The organism is Ensifer sp. GW101-20A05, assembly GCF_059424735.1.
The window spans coordinates 76,041-99,297 of record NZ_JBWKZT010000019.1 but is presented as its reverse complement, the minus strand read 5'-3'; the positions used below and the strand labels follow the sequence as shown (position 1 = coordinate 99,297).

General features: G+C 59.6%; 20 protein-coding genes and 2 pseudogenes. 16 read left to right on the top strand and 6 right to left on the bottom strand.

What is annotated here, in order from left to right:
* The first annotated feature begins 184 nt into the window (after positions 1 to 184).
* From AC070A_RS30340 to AC070A_RS30315, 6 genes and pseudogenes are all read left to right on the top strand, one after another.
* Positions 185 to 517: a hypothetical protein gene (locus tag AC070A_RS30340; RefSeq protein ID WP_162728089.1), complete on the top strand. Its 333-nt coding sequence runs from the start codon at positions 185 to 187 to the stop codon at positions 515 to 517.
* 92 nt (positions 518 to 609) lie between these two features.
* Entirely contained in the window at positions 610 to 1,698 is a 1,089-nt protein-coding gene (locus AC070A_RS30335; RefSeq protein WP_113737913.1) for a YihY/virulence factor BrkB family protein, read from the top strand.
* A gap of 1,512 nt (positions 1,699 to 3,210) precedes the next feature.
* A complete protein-coding gene (locus AC070A_RS30330; protein ID WP_113737912.1) occupies positions 3,211 to 3,591 on the top strand; it encodes a hypothetical protein in 381 nt (126 codons plus the stop codon).
* A gap of 423 nt (positions 3,592 to 4,014) precedes the next feature.
* Positions 4,015 to 6,126, top strand: a complete 2,112-nt coding sequence (gene katE, locus AC070A_RS30325) for a catalase (protein ID WP_113737922.1) — start codon at positions 4,015 to 4,017, stop codon at positions 6,124 to 6,126.
* Between the two features lie 351 nt (positions 6,127 to 6,477).
* Positions 6,478 to 7,575, top strand: coding sequence for an extracellular catalytic domain type 1 short-chain-length polyhydroxyalkanoate depolymerase (locus tag AC070A_RS30320; RefSeq protein WP_113737911.1), 1,098 nt, complete (start codon positions 6,478 to 6,480; stop codon positions 7,573 to 7,575).
* Between the two features lie 42 nt (positions 7,576 to 7,617).
* Positions 7,618 to 7,826, top strand: a pseudogene (locus AC070A_RS30315) (SDR family oxidoreductase); the annotation flags it as partial.
* A gap of 787 nt (positions 7,827 to 8,613) precedes the next feature.
* On the opposite strand, the gene AC070A_RS30310 reads toward AC070A_RS30315, so the two are convergent.
* From AC070A_RS30310 to AC070A_RS30300, 3 genes and pseudogenes are all read right to left on the bottom strand, one after another.
* Complete coding sequence (locus tag AC070A_RS30310) at positions 8,614 to 8,952, bottom strand: response regulator (protein ID WP_309140547.1); 339 nt, start codon at positions 8,950 to 8,952, stop codon at positions 8,614 to 8,616.
* Complete coding sequence (locus AC070A_RS30305; RefSeq protein WP_492383660.1) at positions 8,942 to 11,215, bottom strand: PAS domain S-box protein; 2,274 nt, start codon at positions 11,213 to 11,215, stop codon at positions 8,942 to 8,944. The genes AC070A_RS30310 and AC070A_RS30305 overlap by 11 nt, the downstream gene beginning before the upstream one ends.
* A gap of 643 nt (positions 11,216 to 11,858) precedes the next feature.
* Positions 11,859 to 13,322 (bottom strand): annotated as a pseudogene (locus AC070A_RS30300) (chemotaxis protein CheB); the annotation flags it as partial.
* 305 nt (positions 13,323 to 13,627) lie between these two features.
* Here AC070A_RS30300 and AC070A_RS30295 point away from each other — a divergent pair.
* Positions 13,628 to 14,146 (top strand): sigma-70 family RNA polymerase sigma factor, encoded by a 519-nt coding sequence (locus AC070A_RS30295; protein WP_057250062.1) that lies wholly within the window; start codon positions 13,628 to 13,630, stop codon positions 14,144 to 14,146.
* Between the two features lie 613 nt (positions 14,147 to 14,759).
* On the opposite strand, the gene AC070A_RS30290 is transcribed toward AC070A_RS30295, so the two are convergent.
* Both AC070A_RS30290 and AC070A_RS30285 read right to left on the bottom strand, forming a co-directional pair.
* Positions 14,760 to 15,251 (bottom strand): YciE/YciF ferroxidase family protein, encoded by a 492-nt coding sequence (locus tag AC070A_RS30290; protein WP_113737906.1) that lies wholly within the window; start codon positions 15,249 to 15,251, stop codon positions 14,760 to 14,762.
* A 333-nt stretch (positions 15,252 to 15,584) separates the two neighbouring features.
* Positions 15,585 to 15,899, bottom strand: coding sequence for a plasmid stabilization protein (locus AC070A_RS30285; protein WP_113737905.1), 315 nt, complete (start codon positions 15,897 to 15,899; stop codon positions 15,585 to 15,587).
* A 599-nt stretch (positions 15,900 to 16,498) separates the two neighbouring features.
* Between AC070A_RS30285 and AC070A_RS30280 the strand changes: the two genes are divergently transcribed.
* From AC070A_RS30280 to AC070A_RS30265, 4 genes are all read left to right on the top strand, one after another.
* Entirely contained in the window at positions 16,499 to 16,666 is a 168-nt protein-coding gene (locus tag AC070A_RS30280; RefSeq protein ID WP_113737904.1) for an ATP-grasp domain-containing protein, read from the top strand.
* A gap of 196 nt (positions 16,667 to 16,862) precedes the next feature.
* Positions 16,863 to 17,720 carry a TIGR02587 family membrane protein gene (locus AC070A_RS30275; RefSeq protein WP_113737920.1) on the top strand — a complete coding sequence of 286 codons (858 nt, stop codon included), beginning with the start codon at positions 16,863 to 16,865 and terminating at the stop codon, positions 17,718 to 17,720.
* 7 nt (positions 17,721 to 17,727) lie between these two features.
* A complete protein-coding gene (locus AC070A_RS30270; RefSeq protein ID WP_057250055.1) occupies positions 17,728 to 18,135 on the top strand; it encodes a hypothetical protein in 408 nt (135 codons plus the stop codon).
* Positions 18,136 to 18,259: 124 nt separating this feature from the next.
* Complete coding sequence (locus tag AC070A_RS30265; protein WP_162771043.1) at positions 18,260 to 18,466, top strand: hypothetical protein; 207 nt, start codon at positions 18,260 to 18,262, stop codon at positions 18,464 to 18,466.
* Here AC070A_RS30265 and AC070A_RS30260 read toward each other — a convergent pair.
* A complete protein-coding gene (locus AC070A_RS30260; RefSeq protein WP_113737902.1) occupies positions 18,463 to 19,545 on the bottom strand; it encodes a zinc-binding metallopeptidase family protein in 1,083 nt (360 codons plus the stop codon). The genes AC070A_RS30265 and AC070A_RS30260 overlap by 4 nt on opposite strands.
* Positions 19,546 to 19,843: 298 nt before the next feature.
* Here AC070A_RS30260 and AC070A_RS30255 point away from each other — a divergent pair, with 298 nt between their 5' ends.
* The 5 genes from AC070A_RS30255 to AC070A_RS30235 all read left to right on the top strand — a co-directional run bounded on the left by AC070A_RS30255 (position 19,844) and on the right by AC070A_RS30235 (position 23,238).
* Positions 19,844 to 21,064 carry an NAD(P)/FAD-dependent oxidoreductase gene (locus AC070A_RS30255; RefSeq protein WP_057250050.1) on the top strand — a complete coding sequence of 407 codons (1,221 nt, stop codon included), beginning with the start codon at positions 19,844 to 19,846 and terminating at the stop codon, positions 21,062 to 21,064.
* Positions 21,065 to 21,232: 168 nt separating this feature from the next.
* Positions 21,233 to 21,532: a PRC-barrel domain-containing protein gene (locus AC070A_RS30250; protein WP_057250048.1), complete on the top strand. Its 300-nt coding sequence runs from the start codon at positions 21,233 to 21,235 to the stop codon at positions 21,530 to 21,532.
* A gap of 254 nt (positions 21,533 to 21,786) precedes the next feature.
* Positions 21,787 to 22,098, top strand: a complete 312-nt coding sequence (locus tag AC070A_RS30245; RefSeq protein ID WP_492383661.1) for a hypothetical protein — start codon at positions 21,787 to 21,789, stop codon at positions 22,096 to 22,098.
* 204 nt (positions 22,099 to 22,302) lie between these two features.
* Positions 22,303 to 22,623 carry a PepSY domain-containing protein gene (locus AC070A_RS30240; protein ID WP_057250042.1) on the top strand — a complete coding sequence of 107 codons (321 nt, stop codon included), beginning with the start codon at positions 22,303 to 22,305 and terminating at the stop codon, positions 22,621 to 22,623.
* Between the two features lie 21 nt (positions 22,624 to 22,644).
* Positions 22,645 to 23,238: a general stress protein gene (locus AC070A_RS30235; RefSeq protein ID WP_113737900.1), complete on the top strand. Its 594-nt coding sequence runs from the start codon at positions 22,645 to 22,647 to the stop codon at positions 23,236 to 23,238.
* The last annotated feature ends 19 nt before the right edge of the window (positions 23,239 to 23,257 follow it).

Here is a 23,257-nt window from a genome sequence, read left to right as displayed (position 1 = left end):
AAGCGATCCAAGAGGGCGTTCGGCCAGGCTCCGCCAGCAACGACGGGTTCTCTCGTCCGGTCTTTCGAGGTCAAAGTGGCTCTCAAAAGCATCAGGTTTCGGCGCGCTCGGTGCGGCTCAGGAGCGCGATGGTGGAACAACGGTTATCCTCCTCGGTTGAATGGAACCAGAGGAGGGCCAGGCCATGACGGATCAGACACATGATGAAAGCGTTGTCCAAGCATCGCAGTTGGCCGACACGCCAAGCGACGAGAGTGATCGTGCGACATCAGGCAGCGCTGACGTCCGATCCTACTATCCTACTCGAGAGGCGCAGCTAGAGGCTTTGCGAACAGACGTGATCCGGCTTAGCACGGAACTCGCAGCCATCGCGGCCGGAACCTCGAGGCTGGCCGTGCTTGAGGCGAACGTCGTCGTCCAAGCGGTAGAAAACAAGCTCAGACGCCACATCGTTCCGGCAATCGTTGTGGCTGGCGTCGTGGGGTACCTCTGGACCGCGCTCGCGCGGCCTCGCTGAGCCCTTGGGGTCCGACGGCACTGGCCACGACGTTTTCGCCGCATCCACTTCGCGTGGCGCGCATTAGAAAGGAAAAGCGAGAGGAACCTTCGATGGTCCTGAAATTTACCGATCGTCAAATCGCCGTCAGCATTTGTGCGATCGCGGTGATCGCACTTTGCCTCAACCGATCAAACGGGCGAACTCTGCGCGCCAGGCAGGACGAGCCTCTCTATCCTCTGAGTGAAGATACAGACCAAAGTCGCGGCCGCAGCGCCGATGTTCCCGAGGACATCCCTCGAAAGGGGCTCTATGACGTGCTTTGGCGCGTCGTACACGAAGTGTCCGGTGACCGGGTCGCGCTCGTCGCGGCTGGAGTCACGTTTTATCTGCTTCTTGCGCTGTTTCCAGCATTGGGCGCGATCGTGGCCCTTTACGGACTGCTCGCCGATCCCGTCGATATTGCGGAGCACTTGAGAACGCTCGCTTACGTCCTCCCCCCGGGGGCCTTCGACATTCTCGCCACCCAGGTTCGCGCACTCGTGCAGATACGTGACGCGACCTTGAGCCTTGCTTTTTTCATCGGCTTCGCCGTTGCCCTTTGGAGTGCCCGAAACGGTACGCTCGCGCTGTTCGACGCAATGAATGTTGCGTACCAGGAAGTCGAAAAGCGAGGATTTGTCAGACTCAACCTCATTGCCATCGTCTTTACGCTCTGCGCCATGATCGCCCTCATCCTGATGATAGTCATCACCGCCGTGCTATCCACACTACTTCGAGTTGCGTTCCTTGATCCAACGAACGAAACCGTGGTCCTCCTGGCTGGCTGGTCCCTTGTGGTCGTCGCCGCATTGACGGGAGCGGCGGTGGTGTATCGTGTCGGTCCCAGTCGCCAGCCGGCGAAACTCCGCTGGTTGACGTGGGGATCGGTCTTCGCAACATCCGCGTGGATTGTGATGTCTCTGGGCTATGCCTGGTATCTCAACAACCTTGCTGACTACGCAGCCAGTTACGGTGCGTTGGGCGGCCTTGTCGGGTTCCTCATATGGCTCTGGTTGTCAGTGACCCTGCTGATCGTGGGTGCGGAGCTCAATGCTGAACTTGAGCATCAAACCGCAAAGGACTCAACTACCGGCAGGCCGCTTCCCATGGGCCTTCGTGGAGCCCATATGGCCGACACTATCGGCAAAGCGGCAAGATGATGGCGTGTGCGCTGCGGATGTCTCCGTCCTTCGAACTTCGGGGACGAGTCCTGAGGCTCGGGACGGTGGACGGGCCGTGGGTTTGCAAAAACACCAGCGCCCGGCTTTCGCTAGCCGGTCGAACTGCGAGCATCCGACCTCGATAGGCCCCACACCGAGCGGGGACACTGATGACAACAGTGGGGGCCAGAGGCGCCTCGATCGATCGGGTCGAGGATCGAGAGCATCCCCAAACCTAGGCGCGGCGGAACAGGTTCTTCCATGGGACTTCAGTCCCAGACGAGAACATTCCGGGACGGTGGCCGTTCCGAGAGCGGTACGTTTTCCTCTAACGAAGTCCATCGAGGCACTCGCTTGGCCCCATCGTCGTCCTTGTGGGCCGGTCCACTCCCTGCCAGCAGGAACCTTTGCGTCGGAGGTGCGTTTTTGGCGTGTCGTGGTCCCACCCCCGCTCGCGATCATGGCAGACTTCACCAAATCCCCCGAGTGAAGTCCGAAGGTAGCCTCTGGCCTCGTCACCCCGGCGGGCCATTTCTTTTCATGCCCTGGCCCCTAGACTGGTGCGCCGGGCACCAGCAACGGCGCAAGCCGCCGGCAATTAGCAGCCGGGCCTATTGATCTTTGATTCGCGCGATTAACCCAAAAAGGTACAATCCTTCAGTGTCCCGCCTGGACGGCTTAGCGAGCGAGTTTGGCCGCTCGCCCTAACTTGGAGGGTTAAAATGCTATCAGCCTACTCTCGAATGCTGCTTCCTGGCGACCTTGAAAAGTTGCAGGCCGTGTTTGATGAGGTTCTCAGAGAATACAGACTTCCGGCTGATTGCGAGGATGCGCAGTTTCTCGCGTCGCGGCTGATCCAACTGTATCAAGACGTTTGCGACCCCGCCTCGCTTCGAGCGAAGATGGGATCCAGCCCGCCGCCGGCCTAGACGCCACATCCGGAACCTTTTTTGACGATGCGCGTTCATTGCGTGCCTACGATCCACTACCCCCCGGATCTAGGCTGAGGCTCCATCCACTATGCCCAGAATGGAGCCCATTGGCACTACTCCGTGCCGAGGCCCCGCTCTCCCCGGACGGGGCCGTTTCTTTTTCCGCATGGGAACCACTTTTAGAGACTGTGGTTTGAGGACCGGCGATGATCCTCCCCCAAGGATCCAGCCGGGCTTCATGGGGTAATCCCTTTCCCCGCGTAGGAGCCCATCAATGCCATGATGCAGCCTCGTTGGCCCCGACGCCCCGTCGGGGCCATTTCTCTTCGAGGAACATGCGCGTTTGGCTCGCCAATGATCCAAAATCCTTCGGATCAAGGTAGAACTCCGAGGTTCAAGCGGAGGTGGGGCTATTCTATTGCAACTTAGGGAACACGCCCTGGCGCTCTGCCGCCATGCAGAAGGGGGCACCAGCTTCGCCGCTCAAGCAGCAATCTGGTGCGGAACAAATGCATTCGCCTCGCCGTTGGACTTTGGAACGGCAGCAGGCAGGCGCAGAAGTAGATCAGGAAGAATTCCGATGGCCCGCAGGATCAAAGATGAGAAGGTACAGAAAATTAACCTCATGTTGAGCCAGGCCGTTACGGCAATGCGCGTTAACGAAAGATTGCTATGCGAATTGTTGCGGTGGGCTGCCGACCAATGCGATGATCCAAACCGGTTCATCCATGACCTCGTGGAGAAAGCTAGAAACGATCTGACACGTGCCGGCACGGACGACAGTATGACGTCTTTGATCACCACTCACGAAGCGCTCGAATACCTCGATCATCTCGCCACGGAAATCCAGGAGATTCGGGCGAAGGGCTCTCCAGCCGCAAATGCCGGCGAGGGCAGCGATATACCCCAACTATCCACATTCCAGTTCCATGACTTGCGCGGTCATGCCCCTGACACATGAGGCGGCGTGCCAACGCTCTTAACCGGCCTGTCGATGGCTGGCAGCACCGACCTGGTGCCGTTCGGTTTCACACAAGTCATCACCTATGCGCTGTCGGTCGCAGCGATTGTGATCACCAGCGTCGTTTTGATCCAAGGCTATCGCGATACGGCGGCAATCCACAAACACAGAAAGCGGTACCGATGGACCTTCCGCACGCCTTCGCGTCCAGAACTTGCTTCGTGGCCTGTGGCGACTCCCTCGCCGGCCTTCTGGCGGGCCTCGTTCGGAAAAGACATCGTCTGCCCGCGCCATCTAACCCGCGTAGGGGGCGAAATAGGTCGCGCCGGCCGCAACACGCACGGCTGCTCGGAACTTACACGTTCTCTGGGGATTGGGGAGAACGTCCAGAATTCGTTTCACTCATTCTCAAGGAATATGGAGATGGCCAGATCTGCCAGGCAATCATCGGGCAAGCCCGCGACGATCCATGATCAAAAGCTCGCACGCGGAAACGGCGGCGAACTCCATCAGTTCGCCGATGGCGACGCGGAGGTCCTGACGACAGCGCAGGGCGGACCGGTTTCCGATGACCAGAATACGTTAAAAATCGGCGAGCGCGGACCGGCGCTTATCGAGGATTTTCATTTCCGCGAGAAGATTTTCCATTTCGATCACGAACGCATTCCCGAGCGCGTCGTGCATGCGCGCGGTTACGGCGCCCACGGATACTTCGAGACCTATGAATCGCTAGCGGCTCACACCCGCGCCGACATCTTCCAACGCGCCGGAGAGAAGACGCCGGTCTTTGTGCGATTTTCGACGGTCGCAGGATCCAAAGGCTCGTTCGATCTCGCGCGCGACGTGCGCGGCTTTGCAGTTAAATTCTATACGAAGGAAGGCAACTGGGACCTCGTCGGCAACAATATCCCAGTCTTTTTCATTCAGGATGCAATCAAATTTCCCGACGTCATCCACTCGGTGAAGCCAGAGCCTGACCGCGCCTTTCCGCAGGCGCAATCGGCCCATGACAATTTCTGGGATTTCATTTCGCTGACGCCGGAATCAATGCACATGATCATGTGGGTGATGTCGGACCGCGCCATCCCCCGTTCCTTCCGTTTCATGCAGGGGTTTGGGGTTCATACCTTCCGGCTGGTCAACGCGAAGGACGAGTCAACCTTCGTCAAGTTCATTTGGAAGCCGAAACTCGGCATGCAGTCGGTCGTCTGGAATGAAGCGGTCAAGATCAATGGGGCTGATCCGGATTTCCATCGACGCGACTTATGGAATGCGATCCGCTCCGGCGATTTCCCAGAATGGGAGTTGAACCTTCAGCTGTTCGACCAGAATTTTGCCGATAACTTCGACTTCGACGTGCTCGATCCGACCAAGATCATCCCCGAGGAGATTGTTGAGCCGCTACCAGTCGGCCGGCTAGTGCTCGACCGGATGCCCGACAATTTCTTTGCCGAGACCGAGCAGGTGGCGTTCATGACACAAAACGTACCGCCCGGCATAGACTTCTCAAACGACCCGCTGCTCCAGGGCCGCAACTTTTCCTACCTCGACACGCAGCTTAAGCGTCTCGGCGGCCCGAACTTTACTCATATCCCGATCAACGCGCCGAAGTGTCCGTTCCACCATTTCCAGCAGGACGGCCACATGGCCACGCGCAATCCCGTGGGACGGGTCAATTACCAGCCGAACTCGTGGGGCGAGGGCCCGCGAGAAAGTCCACAACAGGGATTCCCGACATTCGCGAAGTTAGAGGAAGGCCAGAAGGCCCGGCTCCGTCCCCAAAGCTTCGCCGACCATTATAGCCAAGCGCGGCAGTTCTTCATCAGTCAGACCGCAACGGAACAACGCCATATTGTGACGGCGCTTACGTTCGAGCTGAGCAAATGCGAGAATCCGGTAATACGCGAGCGTATGGTCGCCCATCTCCTCAATATCGATGAAACGCTCGGCACGACGGTCGCGGGCAAGCTTGGTATCAAGAAGCTTCCTAAGCCTGCCGATGCGGCAGTGCCGCCTCGCGACGACCTGCCGGCATCTCCGGCCCTCAGTATCATTGGGAACGGGCCCAAGAGCTTCGCCGGGCGGAAAGTGGGCGTGCTGGTCACTGCCGGCGCAGACGCGGCACTTCTTAAGAAACTGCAGTCGGCGATCGAAAAGGAGGGCGCCGTCATGGAGGTGGTCGCACCGAAGGTTGGGGGCGTAGAAGCAGCGGATGGCAGCTGGATAGAGGGCAAACACATGGTCGACGGCGGACCGTCCGTCCTCTTCGACGCAATAGCACTGATCCTTTCCGAGAACGGCGCTGAGCGGCTGACAAAAGAAGCCGCGGCTCACGATTTCGTTTCCGACGCCTTCGCCCACTGCAAGTTCATAGCATTCTCGCCCCAGGCGCTTCCGCTCCTGAAACACGTAGGCGTCGACCCGGAACTGGACGAGGGAGTGATTGCACTCAGCGATCCGAAAGCAGTTCATTCATTCATTCAGGCCTGTCGCGAGCTCCGGCTCTGGGGCCGAGAGACAGCGGTCAAGCTTTAACCGAAACCAACAACGAGAGCTTCTTATGTGATCAATACGGAAACCTCTGTGCCTCACAATAGATCGTGCGACGCACGCGACGAACTGCAGGATGGCTATCGTACCGAGATTTCGGTCTCGGTGGTGAGCAGGGGAAACCGATCTCGGTTGCCACCCTCACATTTAGCAACCGTTGGCTTGGTTGATGCATTTTCTGAGCACCCCGTTCCGGGTCGCCACCTGCAAGTTTAAGCATCTCCCATTGAAACATTGCGCCGCAGCATTATCTTGTGCAGTGCAGCAATATATTCCTGAAGCTACCTGAGGCCGCTATGATCGCCATCCTGGCCGTTACGGCCTGGAGATTTTGTCATGCGCTCGCTGGCCAACACCCTCGCCTTGCTCAAGCAGTTCCGCACAAATCAAGCTGCCCCTCGGGGTGAAAGCCTCCTGGCTCCATTCGAAGCCTTTGGATCGAACCCCGGCGAGCTTGAGGCAAGAGTTCACGTGCCATCCACGGTGGTTCCGCGGCCGGCGCTTGTCGTGGTGTTGCACGGCTGCACCCAGACGGCGGCGACATATGATACTGGATCTGGATGGAGCAAATTGGCCGACGATCACGGCTTTGTCGTTTTGTTTCCTCAGCAGACCCGCAGCAACAACGCCAATCTCTGCTTCAATTGGTTCCAGCCGAACGATATCGCGCGCGGCCGAGGCGAGGCCCTTTCAATCTACCAGATGATCGTGACCGCCGAAGCGCGCTACGGCATCGATGCCAGCCGGGTCTATATCACCGGCCTGTCGGCAGGCGGCGCTATGGCGAATGTGATGCTGGCGACCTATCCCGAAGTCTTTGCCGGCGGGGCAATCATAGCGGGCCTTCCCTATGGAACTGCATACACGATACCCCAGGCGTTCGACCGTATGCGGGCGCACGGTATGCCCGACGGAAAGTCGCTTCAAAACCTGCTTCGATCTGCGTCCAAATCAAAGGGTCCCTGGCCTTCAATATCGGTCTGGCAGGGAACCCAAGACACTACCGTCAACTCCGCCAACGCAGACGCGATTGTCGAGCAATGGCAGGGCATTCACCAGACAAGAGCGTCCCCTCGGGCAGACCAACCAAGGTCACGGCTTGAACGCCTGGTCTGGGTCGATGCTGACGGGACGGAACGCCTTCAGCTCTATCGCGTCAAGGGCATGGGCCACGGCACGCCAATCGACGTCAAAAGCGGTTACGGGCGGGCGGGGCCATATATGCTCGACGTTGGCATTTCGTCGACCGAGGAAATTGCGCGGTCATTCGGAATTTTAGCACCGGCTTTGAACCACGCGTCGCATGGCGCCAACATTGACGTCCCTGCGCCCATCTCAAGCAGCAATGGTGACAGCCCGCGTCAAGCAGGACCGACGGACGGCATTCGGCGGACCATCGAGGACGCGCTGCGTGCGGCGGGACTGATGCGCTAGCCGCACCCGCATCCCTCCCCGTGTCTCTGGCAAAGCGACCGAAAGGGTATTCGGGTGAACGCGGGCGGGCCGGGTCCGCCCCAGCGACAAGGAGGCGCAGGATGTATCGAAGTTCGGTGCCAACGTGCCGATGAAACGTCCAGCCCAGCCCGAGGAGATTACTCCTGCCTACGTCTTTTTTGGCTCTCCCATGCTCCAGCTGCATCACCGGTGAGATATTGGCGATCATCGGTGGTTGGGTCCCACCTTAGCTTGCCCCGTTTGATCCGGGATGCTCTTCGTAGAAGAGCTCCTAGTTGCCGCAGGCATTAACCGGACTTTCTCGCCGGCGTTCCGCTGGTTGATGCCATAAATCTCCCATCGGTTTTTGCCATGTCGTGGCATCCCGGCAAACACCCAAGATCAGGACAATGAATTTGTGATGGGAACAAACCTGCCATCCAGCGATTTTGCGTTTGCAAACCAACAGGTGGATAATGGCTAGTAATACACAGCAATCGATCGAAGATCAGATCGCCGACTTGCGTTCCCAGGTCGAAGAGGTGAGGCAAGCTTTCAGTGCGCGAGTCAGCTCAGCGACCGAGGAGGCATCAGAACTCGCCAGGAGCGCAGTCCAAACGGTCCGCAAGCAGGGACAAGGGGCGATAGGGGCCGCGCGCGACAATCCCGGTACGGCAACGGCAATTGTAAGTACCGCCGGCTTGCTCGGATTCGGCATAGGCCTGTACTTGGGGCTTTCTACGGCGAGCCGGCTTCGGATGTGATGGCAGTTATCGCATCAATTCGGCTCCAAGGCTTCCAACCCGAAACGCGCGAACATCACTCAAGTCGAGCTTGGGCAGGGCGTTGGGCAACCGCAAACGTTCATCTCCAAGTCTGAGTTTGGGAAGCGCCGGTTGGATATTGCCGCGTTCGTGGCGGTCAGCCGCGCTGTCGACCCCGAACCTCATGCGATCATGCGCAAGGCAGACGCTCGCAATGATTGAGCACTTCCGATCAATCATCCGTCGTAGAGGCGTGTCGATAGCATTGCCGACGTCAGTCAGCCACACCCGCGCAAGCTTCCGTAAGTGCCCGCCTCAATTCTCGGGGTTCATAGGGCTTCTGCAACGTGGGCGTGTCGCGAAATTCATCCGAAAGGCCATCTGTGCCGTAGCCGGTGGCAAAGACAAACGGGATGTTGCGCCGGCGCAAGATTGCGGCGGCGGAAAAGGACGTTTCGCCGCCCAGGTTGATGTCGAGAAACGCAAAATCGATATCTGCGCGAGTGGCGAGTTGCACTGCTTTGTCGAGTCGGGTGGCGCAGGCCACCACACAATGTCCCATTCCTGTGAGAAGGTCCTCAAGGTTTAGCGCGACGAGAACTTCATCCTCCACGATCAGGATCCGCCTCGCCTCCGCTCGGGCCACTTCGCCCTCCCAACAACTCTTCGCCAGCGGATATTGGTGCAACGATGGTGCACTCAAGGCCGGAGGACTTGTACCCAACGCGCACCTCTCCTCGAAGTTCCGACGCCAGCGCCCGTTCGATCAGGAGCGAGCCAAAACCCTTGCGTGTTGGCTGAACAACCGGAGGTCCGCCGCTCTCCTGCCAACGCAGAACGAGCTGCCGCTCGGCCCCGTTGCCCTCGAGTTGCCATGCGATCAGGACGTGACCGTTTTCCGAGGTGAGCGCGCCGTATTTCGCAGCATTTGTGCTGAGCTCGTGCAGTGCCATGGCAAACGCCAACGCGGCACTCGGCGACAGTCGGATCCTCGGCCCTTCGATCTCGAAGCGGTTTTCTCCCCCGGCATGGGGCCCGACGGTATCGGCGACGATTTCGCGCAGGTCCGCGCTTTGCCAGCTCTCTCGCGTCAGCACGTCGTGCGCCTTGGACAGATTGATCAGCCGCGACCCGAAAGCCTCGCGGGCTTGTTCTAGCGTCGATGCGTGGCCAAGCGTCTGGGCCGCGATGGATTGAATAACGGCCATCGTGTTCTTGACGCGGTGGTTGAGTTCCCCCATCAGCGTTTTGCGGTGTTCGTCGGCGCGCTGGCGCTCGGTCATGTCCCGCGCGATCGTGGAGGCACCGATGACAATGCCTGCGGCATCCTTCAGCGGCGATATGGTCAGCGACACCCAGACCTCGCTCCCGTCCTTCCGCTGGCGCAGCGTCTCGTAGTGCTGAATGTGTTCGCCCCTTCGGACGCGCTCCAGGATATCCAACTCCTCGTCGTGGCGGTCCGGGGGCACCAGGGTCATGATCGATCGGCCGACAACTTCATCGGCAGCATAGCCGAACAGCCGGGCCGCTCCGCTGTTCCAACTTTTGACGATGCCGTCGAGGGACTTGCTGGTGATCGCATCGTCCGATGATTCGACGATCGCGGCGAGGCGTTGCGCCACCGCCTCGGCCTGCTTGCGCTCGGTGATATCTACCAGCATGTTCACGCCCCCGGTGACCTTGCCCGAAGCATCGCGCAAGGGCGTCGGATAAGCCAGGAAAGGCACGCGCACGCCGTCGGGTCGCTCGGCCACCGCTTCGGCACCGTGTATCGGCCTCTTCTCCCTCAGTGCGACCGCCATGGGGCACTCGTCATGCGACAAGGGCGCGCCGTCCGGTCGATACAAGCGCCAGGATCCGCACCATTCATCCGTGCCCAGCTCCGGAGTGCGGCCCCACAATTCGGCAGCAGCCGGATTGTAGGAGGTGAGCCGGCCCGCGGCGTCGGTGGTGTAGACCGCGCCCGGCAGCGACCCGACAAGATCCCTCAGGCGCTGCTCGCTGGCGCGAATCGTACCATCCGCCTCCCTGCGTTCGGTAATGTCCTCGATGGCCAGCAGGATCAGCGCGTCGCGGCCGTCGCCTTCAGAGAGTTGGCGGGCGTTCAGCATCATGCTGCGCCGGCCGAGGTCGCGAAATTCGTGCTCGACCTCGTAGTCGGTTACCGATTTATCCTTCGATAGCACTTCCTCGAGGAGCGTCCGCAGGGCCGGAATGTCCCATTGCCCATTGCCGAGCGCATAGAGCAGCCTGCCGTCGGTGTCTTTCGGCAAAACCCTGAACAGTTCGTAAAAGGCGGGATTGGCCGAGACCACGCGCTGTTCGGCGTCGAGGACGATCAAGGGCTGCCTTACCGTCCTGACGATCGCTTCGGCATAGCGCCGCGCCTCGTCGACGGCCTGGGCTGCCTTGCGTCGCGCGGTGATGTCGCTGAAGGTGATCACCACGCCGGCGATGTGGTTGTCGCGCGTGCGGTAGGGGAGCATGCGCCTGAGGTACCAGCGTCCGGTGTCACCACGAACCTCGGCCTCGATGGTCGTGAGCTTTTTCAACACCGTCTTCGCGTCGGACAGCAGGTTTTCGTCCGAGAACTTCCGCGCGAAGTGGGTAATTGGCCGCCCGATGTCGGAACTCACGAGATTGAAGAGCTCCTTCATCGCCGGCGCAAACCAAGTAATCGCCAATTCGTCGTCGAGAAACAGCGTTGCCGTCTCCGAGCCCGCCAGCAGGTTGTTCAAATCGTTGGTGGTGCGCTCCAGTTCCACGATCTTGTGCTGGAGCTGGCTGTTGACGGTATTCAGTTCCTCGTTGAAGGACTGCAACTCTTCCTTGGAGGTTTCGAGCTCCTCGTTGGTGGACTGAAGTTCCTCGTTCATCGAGATCGCTTCCTCGTTTGAAGCCTTCAGCTCCTCGTTTGGCGGTCTCGAGGTGCTCGATAGTGTCGCGCAGCTCGGCGCGCATCGACATCAGTTCCTCCTGAAGCGCTCGCTCGCCGGACGTCGTTTCCATGGCATCGCGGACAGGCGGGTCGTTGGATGCGGCAGCAGACTCATCCGGCGCGAAGCTGACCAGAGCCAGTTTCCCGCCTTGTGGCGAGACGGGCAGCGGCATCACGGTCATGGCGATCCTACGGGAAGATCCGTTCTGAAGTACGTGCGCATGTGCCGTGACGGTCTTGTCGCCCCTCGTGGCTTCGCGTATCGCGCCGCGAAGTTTGAGGCCCAGTCCGTCCCGCGTCATGGCGATGAGATCTCTGGTCGGCTGTCCCGAGGGCTGCTCCAGGTAGTCGCGTGTCGTTCCGTGGAAATAGACGACGCGGCCCTTGTGATCGATCAGCACCGATGCAGGGGCGTAGCGCTCCAGCAGGGCCCGGCGTGCGATTTCAGCCAGTGGCGCCGTTTCCGATGGTACCGAGCGCGGCTCGCCCGTGGCCCCGGTGCTGGCGGATCCACGCAGCGGCCGATAATCGATGAGATCGTGCCGGGTTGGTCCAGTGCGGCGATAGATGCGCCATTTCTTCGATATGGTGTCGAAGAGATCGTCATGCCGCCCGATCGTCTCGGCATTGCCTAAAAACAGATGCCCGTCCGGGCGCAAGGCGAAGTGGCATTGGGCGATGACGCGCTGCTGCGCCACCGGCTCCAGATAAATCAGGAAATTGCGACAGGAAATGAGGTCGAGCCGCGAGAACGGCGGATCGCGAAGCAGGTTCTGTGCGGCGAACACGACCGTATCGCGAAGCTCCTTGGTGACCTGGAACGAGCCGTCGAGCTTTTCGAAGAAGCGGCGGAGGCGTTCGGGCGAAAAGCCTGCCAGGGCGGCGGCGGGATAGATGCCGTCACGCGCCTTGCGCAGATTGTCCTCCTGTGCGTCCGTGGCGAAGACCTTCAGGTCGAAGCGCTTTGCGGCAGCTTCGGCGTGCTCGGTTATCAGCATGGCGGCGGCGTAGGCTTCTTCTCCCGTGGCGCAGGCAGGAACCCAGACCCTAATCTGTGCGCCGCTCTCGCGCCCTGCAACGAGGGGGACGATCACAAGTTTGGCGAGTGCCTCCCATGCCTCGGGATCGCGGAAAAACCCGCTAACGCTGATCATCAGGTCCGCCACCAAAGCGGCGGCCTCGTCCGGATTGGCCCGCAGATCGTTGAGATAGTCCGCGGTCGTGTCGATGTTCCTCAACCCCATGCGACGATGGATACGCCGCCTCAGTGTGTTGCGCTTGTAGTTGCCGAAATCGTGCCCGTTTCGAGCGTGCACGACCTTCAGAATCTGTTCGATCGTCGCTTCCCCGTTCGCGCGGTCGGTCTCTACCTCGGCGGGATCGGAAACGTAGCCATGGTTGACGTAGGCGATCAGGGTCGCGGGCATTCTGTCCGGCGCAAGAACGTGGTCGGCAAGACCGGCAGCGATCGCGCTCCTCGGCATGCCATCGAATTTGGCCGTCTCCGGCGCTTGTATCAGGCTCATGCCGCCTTCGGCTCGGATGTCCTTCAGGCCTTCGGTGCCGTCGCTCCCTGTCCCGGAAAGCACGATCGCGACCGAACGCTCGCGCTGCTCCGCGGCGATCGAGGCAAACAGCACGTCGACGGGATGCCGCTGCCCGCGAGGCTCCGCCGGCCTTGATACTTTCAATGCCCCTTCCGCCAAATTGAGATCGGTGTCGGGGGCGATGACGTAAACGTGGTCAGGCACGAGCGTCATTCCGTCCTCGACCTGTACCACCGGCATCCTGGTGTGGCTGCTCAGAATGCGGGCCATTTCGCTTTCGCGCTTCGGATCGAGATGCAGCACCACGACGAAGGCACAACCGCTGTCGGCCGGCATGGCGTCGAAGAAGTTGCCCAACGCCTCGATGCCGCCGGCAGACGCGCCGATTCCGACGACGGGAATGCCCGCGATAGCGGCGGGACCTGCCTCGCTCGTATCGTCGATGCGCCTTCGTCCAGCTGTCGCTGTGTGACCAGTTACAATTGAATTGCTTGCCATGGGTACGCCTGTTCATGATGCACACAGCGGTCGAACGCGACGAGAAAGCGTGCGCACGCGCAGGCACCACCGTTGCATAGATGCCATTCTAGCTTATTCAAACCTCTGTGTATCAATGTCGCCCGCGTGAAGATCAAGGCTGCCTTGTTCTAGCACCCGCGGTCTTGCCGGGCTTTGATCTGTCCCGCTGAATGCGGGAGGCAAGGGCGCCTGTCGCTTCTGCCCTCTGCATTGTAGCGGGAACTTAAGTGCCGACCGCGCATTGTTAGAAAGAGCAAATTCAGCTATTGCGAAAGGCAGTTACAATGCCTTCTGTCCACGAAACGGTCCAGCGGTCTCGGCCGCTGGAGAGCCAGGTTGTTGACCTCATTCCGGCGCTTAGGGCCTTTGCGCGCACCTTTGTGTCGTCGAGCTTCGAAGCGGATGATCTGCTGCAGGAAACGCTTTTTCGAGCACTGCGCGGCATTGACGGTTTCCAACCGGGAACCAATCTTAAGTCCTGGCTTTTCACCATCATGCACAACGCTTTCCGGACTCAGTACAAGCTGCGCCGGCGCGAGTCCCCGGGCCTCGTTAACTGCGCCGAGCTACCGATCCCGATGCCGGCACCGCAGGACTGGTGCGTCTTAACCGTGGAACTGTGCAGCGCTCTCGACACTATGGCACCCGACCATCGAGAGGTGCTGATCCTCGTTGCTGGATATGGGCTGAGCTACAAGGAAGCCGCCGACATCTGCGACTGTGCTGTCGGCACGATCAAGAGCAGGCTCAGCCGAGCGCGCGAGGAGCTTGCCTACCGGATGAGCGGCGTTCCGCTTCCCTGAAATTGCCTCCACCGCTTCCTTAAACAGAACGGACAAACACTTCGGATCAGGATACCAGAATCCAGCATGACCCCCGTTTCGCCCCGATTTGTGGGTGGCTGGAATCGGTGGGGTCGCCCCGGGGGCGCAATATCGTTTGCGACGATGAATTCATGCTTGCAACCAGTACCCGCAGTTGCTGCAAGTCCCGTATCATTTCTCATCCTCGATCCGCTTCACTTCACTGGTCGCCTCGATTCTCCTTGAAGCTTGGGCGTTGGGCATTGGCCACAACTCGACGCGAAGCGAAGGCTTTTTGCAGCCTGTTTGCGAGTATCAGCAGACGATTCGGTATATCGTCGATTTCCGCGTACCCGGCGCCAACGTGATCGCCCGGAGGGTCCGTCGCCAACCTATTCGCGGGGTGGTCGCTCGTCTTCTTGCCGGAAGCCATCTTCGTCCTACATTTCGTTGCGAGTTGCGCTCGTTCGTCACTTTCGATGACGAGACCTGGACCTCCTGGGACCACTCGCTTCATCACTACGCCTTGGGCGGTCTACAGAGTTGAAACTGATATTCGATGAAGCGGCAAGGACGCTTGGAGGCGACGGCGCCCTCAAGCGTCCAAACGCCATCAGGCAGCGGCCTTGATGTTCGCCGCCGTCACCGCAAGCTTGCTAAGGGCCTTGTCGGTGGCGCCTTCTTCCTGCAGGGTCTGATCGAGAAGCGACACCGCCTCTTGCAGCCCGAGCTGCTTGGCCCAGGTCTTCAGAGTGCCATAGCGAGAAATTTCATAGTGCTCGACCGCCTGGGCCGACGAGATGAGGCCAGCGTCAAGTGCGGGGCTCCCCTTGAATTCCTCCATGATCTCCTCGCTCTCTGCAATAATTCCCTGAATGGCCTCGCAGGTCTTTCCCTGGGCGCGCTTGCCGAAAATTTCAAAGACCTGTTGCAAGCGTTCCACATGGACTTCGGTTTCGTCCCGGTGCTTTTCGAACGCTGCCTTGCTGTCCGGCAGTTGCGCCGCGCGTGCCATCTTCGGCAGCGCTTTCAGGATCTGCCGTTCAGCGTAGTAGATGTCCTTCAGGCCATCATGAAACAGCGTTTCAAGCGTCTTCTCTGGCATGGCAACCTCCTTTACGGTGTGGTGGAGCCGCTCCAACATCGCCCAGCTGCAATGGTTCCGAACGGGAACAAAATGCGGTTTGGAAGACTTGGCTCGTAGGCGCACGACCTTCGCTCGGCACAGGTTCAGGCGGAGCGTCGATCGCGCCCGAGGAAAAATGAGTGAGAACCAACGCAGCCGAGCGCCTATTCGGTTTTGCTTTGCGGGGTCGGCTGATTGGAAAGGGGCTTGCCTTAGACCCGTACCAAGTCCGCACGGTTCCGCCCAAAATCCCTGCTGACGATTGCGTCAAACGATGACTTCACGATTGCGGCAAGCTGAGCCTCAATGGCACTAGTGACGGGTGCTGTGCTCGTTTCGCTTGCGCGTTGCGGCGGCCTTCTTTGCGGATGCTGAGCGCTCAGCTTTAGGGCGTCCCGCGGCAGCCCGACCGCCGACGTGCCCGCCCTTTTTGGCGGATTCGTTGGTGTCGGGCTGGCCGCGGCCCGAACCGGACTTGTTGCCACCGCCGCTGTCCTTGTTCACAGTGGCCCAGGCACGGCGCTCCGCCTCCTTCTCCGACACGCCACGTTTTTCGTAGCCTTCGGCGATATGGTCCGCCTTGCGTTCCTGTTTGTCGGTGTACTTCGATTTATCTCCGCGGGGCATGGCGTATCTCCCTCTCTTGAGGCCCCGCCCAACCGGCGCGCCGATCAAACGTTCCCTTGCTGGCCCTCCACACGCCGCCGGTGGGAACCAAGGCGGCGAAGTCTGGTTTGACGTACATCGCTCCGGTGGCCTCCCTTGGGGGGCCATATTTTGAGGAGGCCGTCGACCGGTAATAAAGGCGGCCGGGCTCTGCCCGGCAGCACCCGCCGCTCGAATCTCAGCCGCCGCGCCTCAATCGGGCGGACAATTGATCCTGACGATGACGCGGCCGGGGTCGGCGAGACTTTCAGCAAGCCGCTGAACGACGTCTGCGCCCCCCGGGCAGATCGACTGCCCCTTCAATAACGACGCTGTTTCCAAGCACCCTGAATGTGAGGTTTCGCGTCTCCAAGAATGCCTCCGCATTCAGATAGACGCAACGAGGCCCGAGATGTCGGCTCCCTCGCCGCCTCGGCAATCGAACTCCGGTAGGATCAAGACCATCGCCAGCCTCCTCCTTTCCTGCGCCCAACACTCTGATTGGTGCGATGTTCCGCAGGCTTGGTATGCCGGCTGAGCCGGCGCGATCCGGGAATGACCGACCTTAGCTAGGAGCAGCCGTGCGCATCGCCCTTCTCGTCAACAACGTCACGAAAGAGATGCTGACAATCGCGGAAACTCTGCACCAGAAGCTCGTTGAGGACGGTACGTTCCTGGTCGGCCTCGATATCGTCGGGGCAAGTTGCTGGAGATCAGTTTACACCCGGCGGGCTTCAGACCATTCGTGAAACTTTGTGATGTCGACTTCTGCGAAGGACATCCTGGATTCGCTGGAGAACAAGGTCCAGATCAGGAAAACGGATCGTGGCGCGCTGAGCAACCGCATCCTTTCACTTCGGCCGCAAAAGGGGTTCCGTGCCGCCAAGCCCAGGAACTTGCGGAGCTTGTCGACGTTTTGAGATGGCAGCCGAAAAGGGGACCGGAATGGCGATCAAGCAAACGCATGTCAATTTCGACCACAGTCGATTTTCCAAGGGCCTGGCGCGCGGATTGGCTGGCGCACTGCTCTTTGCGCTGCCCATGTTCCTGACGATGGAGATGTGGGAACTCGGGCTCTATATCGACCGATCAAGGCTCCTTCTGTTGCTCCTCGTCAACATCCCCTTGCTCATCCTCCTGGCGCGCCGGATCGGGTTTGAAAATATTTCGACCTGGCATGAGGCAGTGCGCGATGCCAGCATTGCCTATTTCCTGGGTCTGTTGGCCAGCGCCTTCGTGCTGTCTGCCCTAGGCGTTCTGAGCGTCGGGCACGCTCTACCCGAGGCGGCAGGCATGATCGCCATTCAGACGGTTCCGGCCAGCATCGGTGCGTTGCTTGGTCGCAGCGAATTGGGCGGGCGCGACGATGATGACGAGGACGCACAGGACCCCCTCGACGATGATGCGCAAAGTGGCTACGGCGGCGAGCTCTTCATGATGGCCGTCGGCGCCTTGTTTCTCGGATTGAATGTCGCCCCGACCGAGGAAATGATCCTGATTTCCTTCAAGATGTCACCCTGGCACGCAATCGCACTCATCGTTTCGTCCATCGTGCTGATGCATGGTTTTGTCTACGCGCTGTCGTTTTCGGGCGGACACGAACTGGAAGAAGGCACACCCGTTTGGCATGCCCTTATCCGCTTCACGCTCCCCGGCTACGCCGTCGCCTTTGCGATCAGCTTCTACTGTCTCTGGACGTTTCATCGGCTGGACGGCATCGAACTGACCCAGGCGATCATGAGCACGGTGGTGCTTGCATTTCCAAGCGCAATCGGCGCCGCGGCAGCGCGGCTCATTCTCTAGGTGATCTATGGCAAAACCGTCGAAATCCCGCTCGATCGAAAGTGGCGAAGGTCACTGGATCGAATGGCTTACCGGGTCGGTCTCAGCCATCGCTGTGATCGCCCTGATCGGGTGGGTCGGCTTTGAAGCTGCGACGCAGAGCGATGGAGCGCCGGACCTGTCAGTCAAGACGATCAGCAGCGCAAGCCGGGACGGCGGATATCTTGTCATGTTCGACGTCGAAAACGCGGCCGACCGGACTGCCGCCGACGTCGTCGTGCGTGGCGAGATCACGGCCGGAAACACTGTTGTCGAAACGGTCGAGATTACACTCGACTATGTCCCGATGCATTCAAGGACGCGTGCTGGATTGATCTTTCGCAACGAGCCTGCGGGGCGATCCCGGATTTTTGCCACCGGCTTTAGCGAACCGTAGCTTATGGCGACATTGTTCGGGAACCCAGGTTGGTCTCACCTATACTGCCCGTCCAAGCCTGCTCGGCAAGCCCGGCACATTCATTGAAATTGAAGGGAACGCCTCTCTCCTCAAGGACCAAGAGATGTTCAAGAAGCGCTGGGTGAGCGATCTCGAACGCTGGTTCCCGCAAGGGGTGGACACACCCTGGCCTCTTGCTGAAGTCCGCGCGCAGCAGATCAGGTATCGGGATGGTGACGGAGACAAGAAAAATCCCGATCCCGTAGCCAGGAACATGGCTCTCAATATCGTTTCGTCGCATCGTCCCGCCCGGCCCTTGCATCCGGGTTAAAGGCGACCTGTTTGAAGGCGCGCTTCCGCAATCAGCCGATTGATAAAATCGAGTTTGGCTATGACCGGTGGCGAAAGAACGAACGGATAAATGTCCCGTTCGCCCATGGATCGCTGGAAGGTGTTAAGGGCCAGGCTGATCGGAACCCAGGCGTCCACCAGTTGCTGAGCATTCTCCGCCCGATAAGGGTCGAAATCGACCTCGACTTCAAGGGCGTGGTGACTTAACGGCTCTATGGATAGCCCGAATGATCTGGTCGTCTCCAGCGTATCGACAATGTGAAACAGGTGGGCCCAGCATTCGGCAAAATCTTCAGATGGGTGGCTGCTTGCGTAAGCGGAAATGAAGGTATCCTGCCAGTCCGCAACTGGCCCGTTGTCGTAGCTTTTTTGGAGCGCTGCTGCGTAGTCTTCGCGCTCGTCACCAAAGAGAGCACGTGCCTCTTCAAGCAAAGCGCCCTTTCGCACCAATTGCTGAAAATAAAAGTGACCGATCTCGTGGCGAAAGTGTCCAAGCAGGGTTCGGTAGGGCTCTCCCATCGAAACACGAACGGTCTCGCGAACGATGTCATCGGCCTCGGCCGCTCGAAGACTGATCAGACCGCTCCGGTGCCCGGTCATTGCAGGGCTGACACCGCCGCCTTCATTGATCGCATCTTCCAGAAAGTCGAAGACCAGGCCGCCCTCCGGGTCGACGTCTCTTCCGGGACACGGAAGGCCAAAGCGCAGAATGGAATAGAACAGATGGCGCTGGGCCGCGCCTATTCTATGAAACCTTGCGAGGCCCTCCGGGGTATTGGTGTTGGGGATGAGCCGATTGTAACGTGCAGGAATTGCCAGAAGAATTGGATCGTCGGCCGCAACCAACCAGTTGCTCCCGTCTATGGCTGCGTTGGCACAGAACCGCCAGGTTTCGCCAGGCCGTGAGGGAATGCTCCACAAACCCTCGCCTGCTTCCAAGAGAGTGTGCAGCGTCAATGTGTCTGCAACAAACCCGACCGGCGCATTGTTGGCCCCGACGCTGAAATGATTGTCGAAATAGAGCGGAAACCCGCTGATATCGCATTGGTAGAGCCGCATGCCAAACACCTCTTGCAATGTCGCCGCATCGCTTAACGCGCGAGAAACGAGATCCGGCGAGGCAACTCATGAGATTTTTCCCGCGCGCCTCGCCCGATTTGCAAAGGCTCAGGGTGGGGAGCCTTAAGTCGGAGCTCTGCCGGGTTCGACCGGCGAGCGTTTGACCGAGCACCTTGACTAGTCGACCACCCCACCCATGTCCTTCTCATGTCTCCCCTATCTGACGCGGCACGGGGGAGAGTTCATTGCCGATCTTGGCCGCTTGTTGCCCATAGTACGACGCGTATGGGAGTACGAATTGGAGACAATTACGCGCAAGCGCAAACTGCGGTCCTTCCAGCCATTATGGGCAACCACTCGGAAGATCCAGGTCGCGGCTCAACAGCGCATCCCCGCCAACGTCGTCGACGTGCTGATTGTCGGCGCCGGCATTGGAGGGGCGCTGATGGCCCTGTCCCTTGCCAAACGAAACATGACAATCCTCGTCGTTGATCGACGGCAACCGGTGCAAGGTAGCACTCTGGCCAGCACCGCGATGATCCAGCATGAGATCGACATGCCGTTGCATAGGCTCACGGCGAGGCTTGGGCAAGCAAAAGCTCGGCGCGCTTGGCAGCGCTCCGCCAAGGCCGTGGAAACGCTAACTTCGCTTGTCGATAATCTTGGGATCGACTGCCATCTCGAGCGGAAGAATTCGCTCTACCTCGCTGGAAATGCCTATGGTGCAAGAGCGCTCGCCACAGAGGCGGAAGCACGCGAAAAGGCTGGCATTTCAGCAGTGTTTTTCAATGCCGCGCAACTGCGCGAAAAGTTTGGACTGAAGCGGACCGCTGCGATCGAGTCCACCATCTCCGCGTCGGCAAACCCCGCACAATTAACCGCCGGCGTGTGGCGCAAGGTGCAGGCAGACGGTGTGGCGATCGTAGGAGATACTGAGATCACCGACGTTCGCAGCCTCGATGACTGGAACGCCGCCGCGACATCAAAAGGAGAAATCATACAGGCCAGGCATGTCGTCTTTTGCACGGGCTACGAGTTCCTCGATGTCGCGGCCAACCAAGAGCATCGGATCTTCTCCACCTGGGCGCTTGCAACCAGGCCGCATCATCCGAGGCCCCGTTGGCTCAAGGATTATGTGCTATGGGAGGGATCGGATCCCTACCTCTATTTTCGCTCGACTGCTGATGGCCGCCTCATGGTCGGAGGTGAGGACGAAGAAAGCCCCACAGCATTTCAGGACCCCGTCAAACTCAAGTCCAAATCCAAGACCTTGCGGGCGAAGCTGTCGGCGCTCCTGAAAATACCGATCGCCGAGCCCGCCTATCAATGGGCAGCGGCCTTCGGCGTGACCGCCGACGGGCTGCCGATAATCGGTCCGGTTCCAGGACTCAACAACGTTTATGCTGTGATGGGATATGGCGGAAACGGCATCACCTACAGCCAAATCGCCGCGGAGATCGTGTCGTCAGCAATATTGGGGCACCAGGATCCGGACAGCGAACTTTTTGCGTTTCGCTGAGGTTGCGCGACCTCGCCTTGGACGCGGGTCACCTTCGCAATCGTCTTGTGACTTATCGCAGCAGAGGAGGCTTCTCTCAGGCCAAGGCCAACAGAAAGCTGCTTCATCAATGGAACCGTTTACCGCTGAGCCGGTTCTTTCAGTCCGACATAACCGGAGACTAAAGAGATGGACCATACCAATCACGTGCGCCTTGATCCTTCGGAACTGATACCAGCAAACCTCGAAGGCGCGACCGTTTACGGCGCAGACGATGACAAGGTCGGAACGGTGGATCACCTTCACGGCGTCGGCGCCAACAGCACTGCGATTATTGATGTTGGCGGCTTCCTCGGGATTGGCGCGAAACCGGTCGCGGTGCCATTGGCGGATCTCGACTTCATGCGTGACGATGACGGCGACGTTCACGCCATCACCACCTGGACGAAGGATCAGCTGAAAGAAATGCCAGAGCACCTGGACTCATGACCCGAGCGCAGAGCTGCATCATGGAATGTGGCCATGCGGTGGCAACATGAACATGGCTTCTACCCTCAAAAAAGAAACGGCCTACCCGTCGCCAGGCAGACGACGGGTTGGTTTCGTCAGTGCGCTGGCGGCGCGTCCACCGGGCAAGCGATTATAAGAGCGCAGAATACGCGCGCCTCAAACGCGCCAAATACCTGAAAGTTCCTTGAAAAAACTTCGATTTCGGGCGCCGGTTTGAGGGAACAGATCCGTTGTTGTCCCGTTCAGTCAGCGTGGAAGCCGGTGTTTTGCCGGCCATAGGAGAAACAACCATGATCTTGAAATCTGTCGCTACCCTCGTCGTCATCGCGGCGTTCACTGCACCTGCCCTTGCACAGACGAATGTCATCTGTGACGAAGCCTCGGTTGCCAAGGCCGAACAGCAGATCGGGCAAATCTCCGACGGCGCAAAGAAAATCGAATCCACCAAGGAACTGGCCATGGCGAAAGAAGCCATGACTGCAAATGACGTGGGAAAATGCAAGTCGCATCTCGAGAATGCGATTAAGGGCATGGATGCCATGTAGGCCGGCGCGGCTTCGAGGCGTCTGTTGCCACCCGTCGCAACGCCAATTTCGGAACCTCCCTACCCCGAATTCGAGGAGGTGACACGTATTTTTCGAGAAGTCGAAATCACTGCGTGAATGGCAAAAAAACTCGGGAACCAAAAAACTCGAGCAAAGTTTGACCAGTAGTGCCTTCCACGGGCTGAAAACAAGGATGTAGACATCATGAAAAAACTGCTGCTCGCCGCGGTATTCCTCGGCGCAACGACCTTTGGCGCGCTCGCGCAGACTTCGACGCCTCCGGCCACTACGAACGGTGACACACCGGCCGTCGCGACGCCGGACTCCACCAATCCCACCGCCCCGGTCGCCGGGGCAAATAGCTTCACCGAAGAACAGGCCAAGAAACGCATCGTTGAAGCCGGTTACACCGACGTTGCTGGTCTCAAACTCGATAGCGAGGGCGTCTGGCGAGGCAGCGCCATGAAGGACGGAAAGTCTGTCCAGATCGCACTCGACTACCAGGGCAACGTGGTCGCCAACTAATCCCAGCAGCGAGGAACCCCCATGAAAACCGTTAGTGGACTTTTTGACGATTACTCCGATGCACACGCGGCGGTGAGCGCGCTGGAAGATCGCGGCGTGCCGTCTGACGATATCAGTATCGTTTCCAACAATGTCGATGACCGGTACTCCAACGACAGCAATGCTGCCGAGGGCGCAGGTACAGGCGCAGGCCTAGGTGCTGCAGTTGGTGGCATCGGGGGTCTCTTGACCGGGCTTGGCGTCATGGCCATTCCCGGTGTCGGACCTGTGGTGGCGGCGGGCTGGCTTGCCGCGACGGCAGCCGGTGCAGCAGCCGGCGCAGTCGCCGGTGGCGCTGCGGGGGGACTGATCGGCGCGATGACCGAATCCGGCGTCCCCGAAGAGCATGCCCATGTCTATGCGGAGGGCGTGCGCCGCGGCGGAGCCGTTGTCACCGCCCGGGTTGACGAGAGCCTCTACGCGGACGCCCAGGCCATCCTACGCCGGGGCAGCTGGGTAGATCCCGAACAACGCCGCGCGGCTTACCTCGAGCAAGGCTGGACACGCTTCGACGAAAAGCTCGATCCCTACACTCCCGAAGAGATCGAGAAAGAGCGTCTCCGCTACAGGCCTTGACGGGAACCGGGAGGGCTTC

What these genes read in the sequence shown, in the direction of transcription:
- katE (WP_113737922.1), top strand. Translation starts at nt 4,015, where the DNA reads ATGGCCAGATCTGCCAGGCAATCATCGGGCAAGCCCGCGACGATCCAT.
- AC070A_RS30285 (WP_113737905.1), bottom strand. Translation starts at nt 15,899, where the DNA reads ATGCCCCGCGGAGATAAATCGAAGTACACCGACAAACAGGAACGCAAG.
- AC070A_RS30260 (WP_113737902.1), bottom strand. Translation starts at nt 19,545, where the DNA reads ATGCGGCTCTACCAATGCGATATCAGCGGGTTTCCGCTCTATTTCGAC.
- AC070A_RS30240 (WP_057250042.1), top strand. Translation starts at nt 22,303, where the DNA reads ATGAAAAAACTGCTGCTCGCCGCGGTATTCCTCGGCGCAACGACCTTT.
- AC070A_RS30330 (WP_113737912.1), top strand. Translation starts at nt 3,211, where the DNA reads ATGGCCCGCAGGATCAAAGATGAGAAGGTACAGAAAATTAACCTCATG.
- AC070A_RS30335 (WP_113737913.1), top strand. Translation starts at nt 610, where the DNA reads ATGGTCCTGAAATTTACCGATCGTCAAATCGCCGTCAGCATTTGTGCG.
- AC070A_RS30340 (WP_162728089.1), top strand. Translation starts at nt 185, where the DNA reads ATGACGGATCAGACACATGATGAAAGCGTTGTCCAAGCATCGCAGTTG.
- AC070A_RS30295 (WP_057250062.1), top strand. Translation starts at nt 13,628, where the DNA reads ATGCCTTCTGTCCACGAAACGGTCCAGCGGTCTCGGCCGCTGGAGAGC.
- AC070A_RS30265 (WP_162771043.1), top strand. Translation starts at nt 18,260, where the DNA reads ATGTTCAAGAAGCGCTGGGTGAGCGATCTCGAACGCTGGTTCCCGCAA.
- AC070A_RS30320 (WP_113737911.1), top strand. Translation starts at nt 6,478, where the DNA reads ATGCGCTCGCTGGCCAACACCCTCGCCTTGCTCAAGCAGTTCCGCACA.
- AC070A_RS30235 (WP_113737900.1), top strand. Translation starts at nt 22,645, where the DNA reads ATGAAAACCGTTAGTGGACTTTTTGACGATTACTCCGATGCACACGCG.
- AC070A_RS30305 (WP_492383660.1), bottom strand. Translation starts at nt 11,215, where the DNA reads ATGAACGAGGAACTTCAGTCCACCAACGAGGAGCTCGAAACCTCCAAG.
- AC070A_RS30275 (WP_113737920.1), top strand. Translation starts at nt 16,863, where the DNA reads ATGGCGATCAAGCAAACGCATGTCAATTTCGACCACAGTCGATTTTCC.
- AC070A_RS30270 (WP_057250055.1), top strand. Translation starts at nt 17,728, where the DNA reads ATGGCAAAACCGTCGAAATCCCGCTCGATCGAAAGTGGCGAAGGTCAC.
- AC070A_RS30290 (WP_113737906.1), bottom strand. Translation starts at nt 15,251, where the DNA reads ATGCCAGAGAAGACGCTTGAAACGCTGTTTCATGATGGCCTGAAGGAC.
- AC070A_RS30250 (WP_057250048.1), top strand. Translation starts at nt 21,233, where the DNA reads ATGGACCATACCAATCACGTGCGCCTTGATCCTTCGGAACTGATACCA.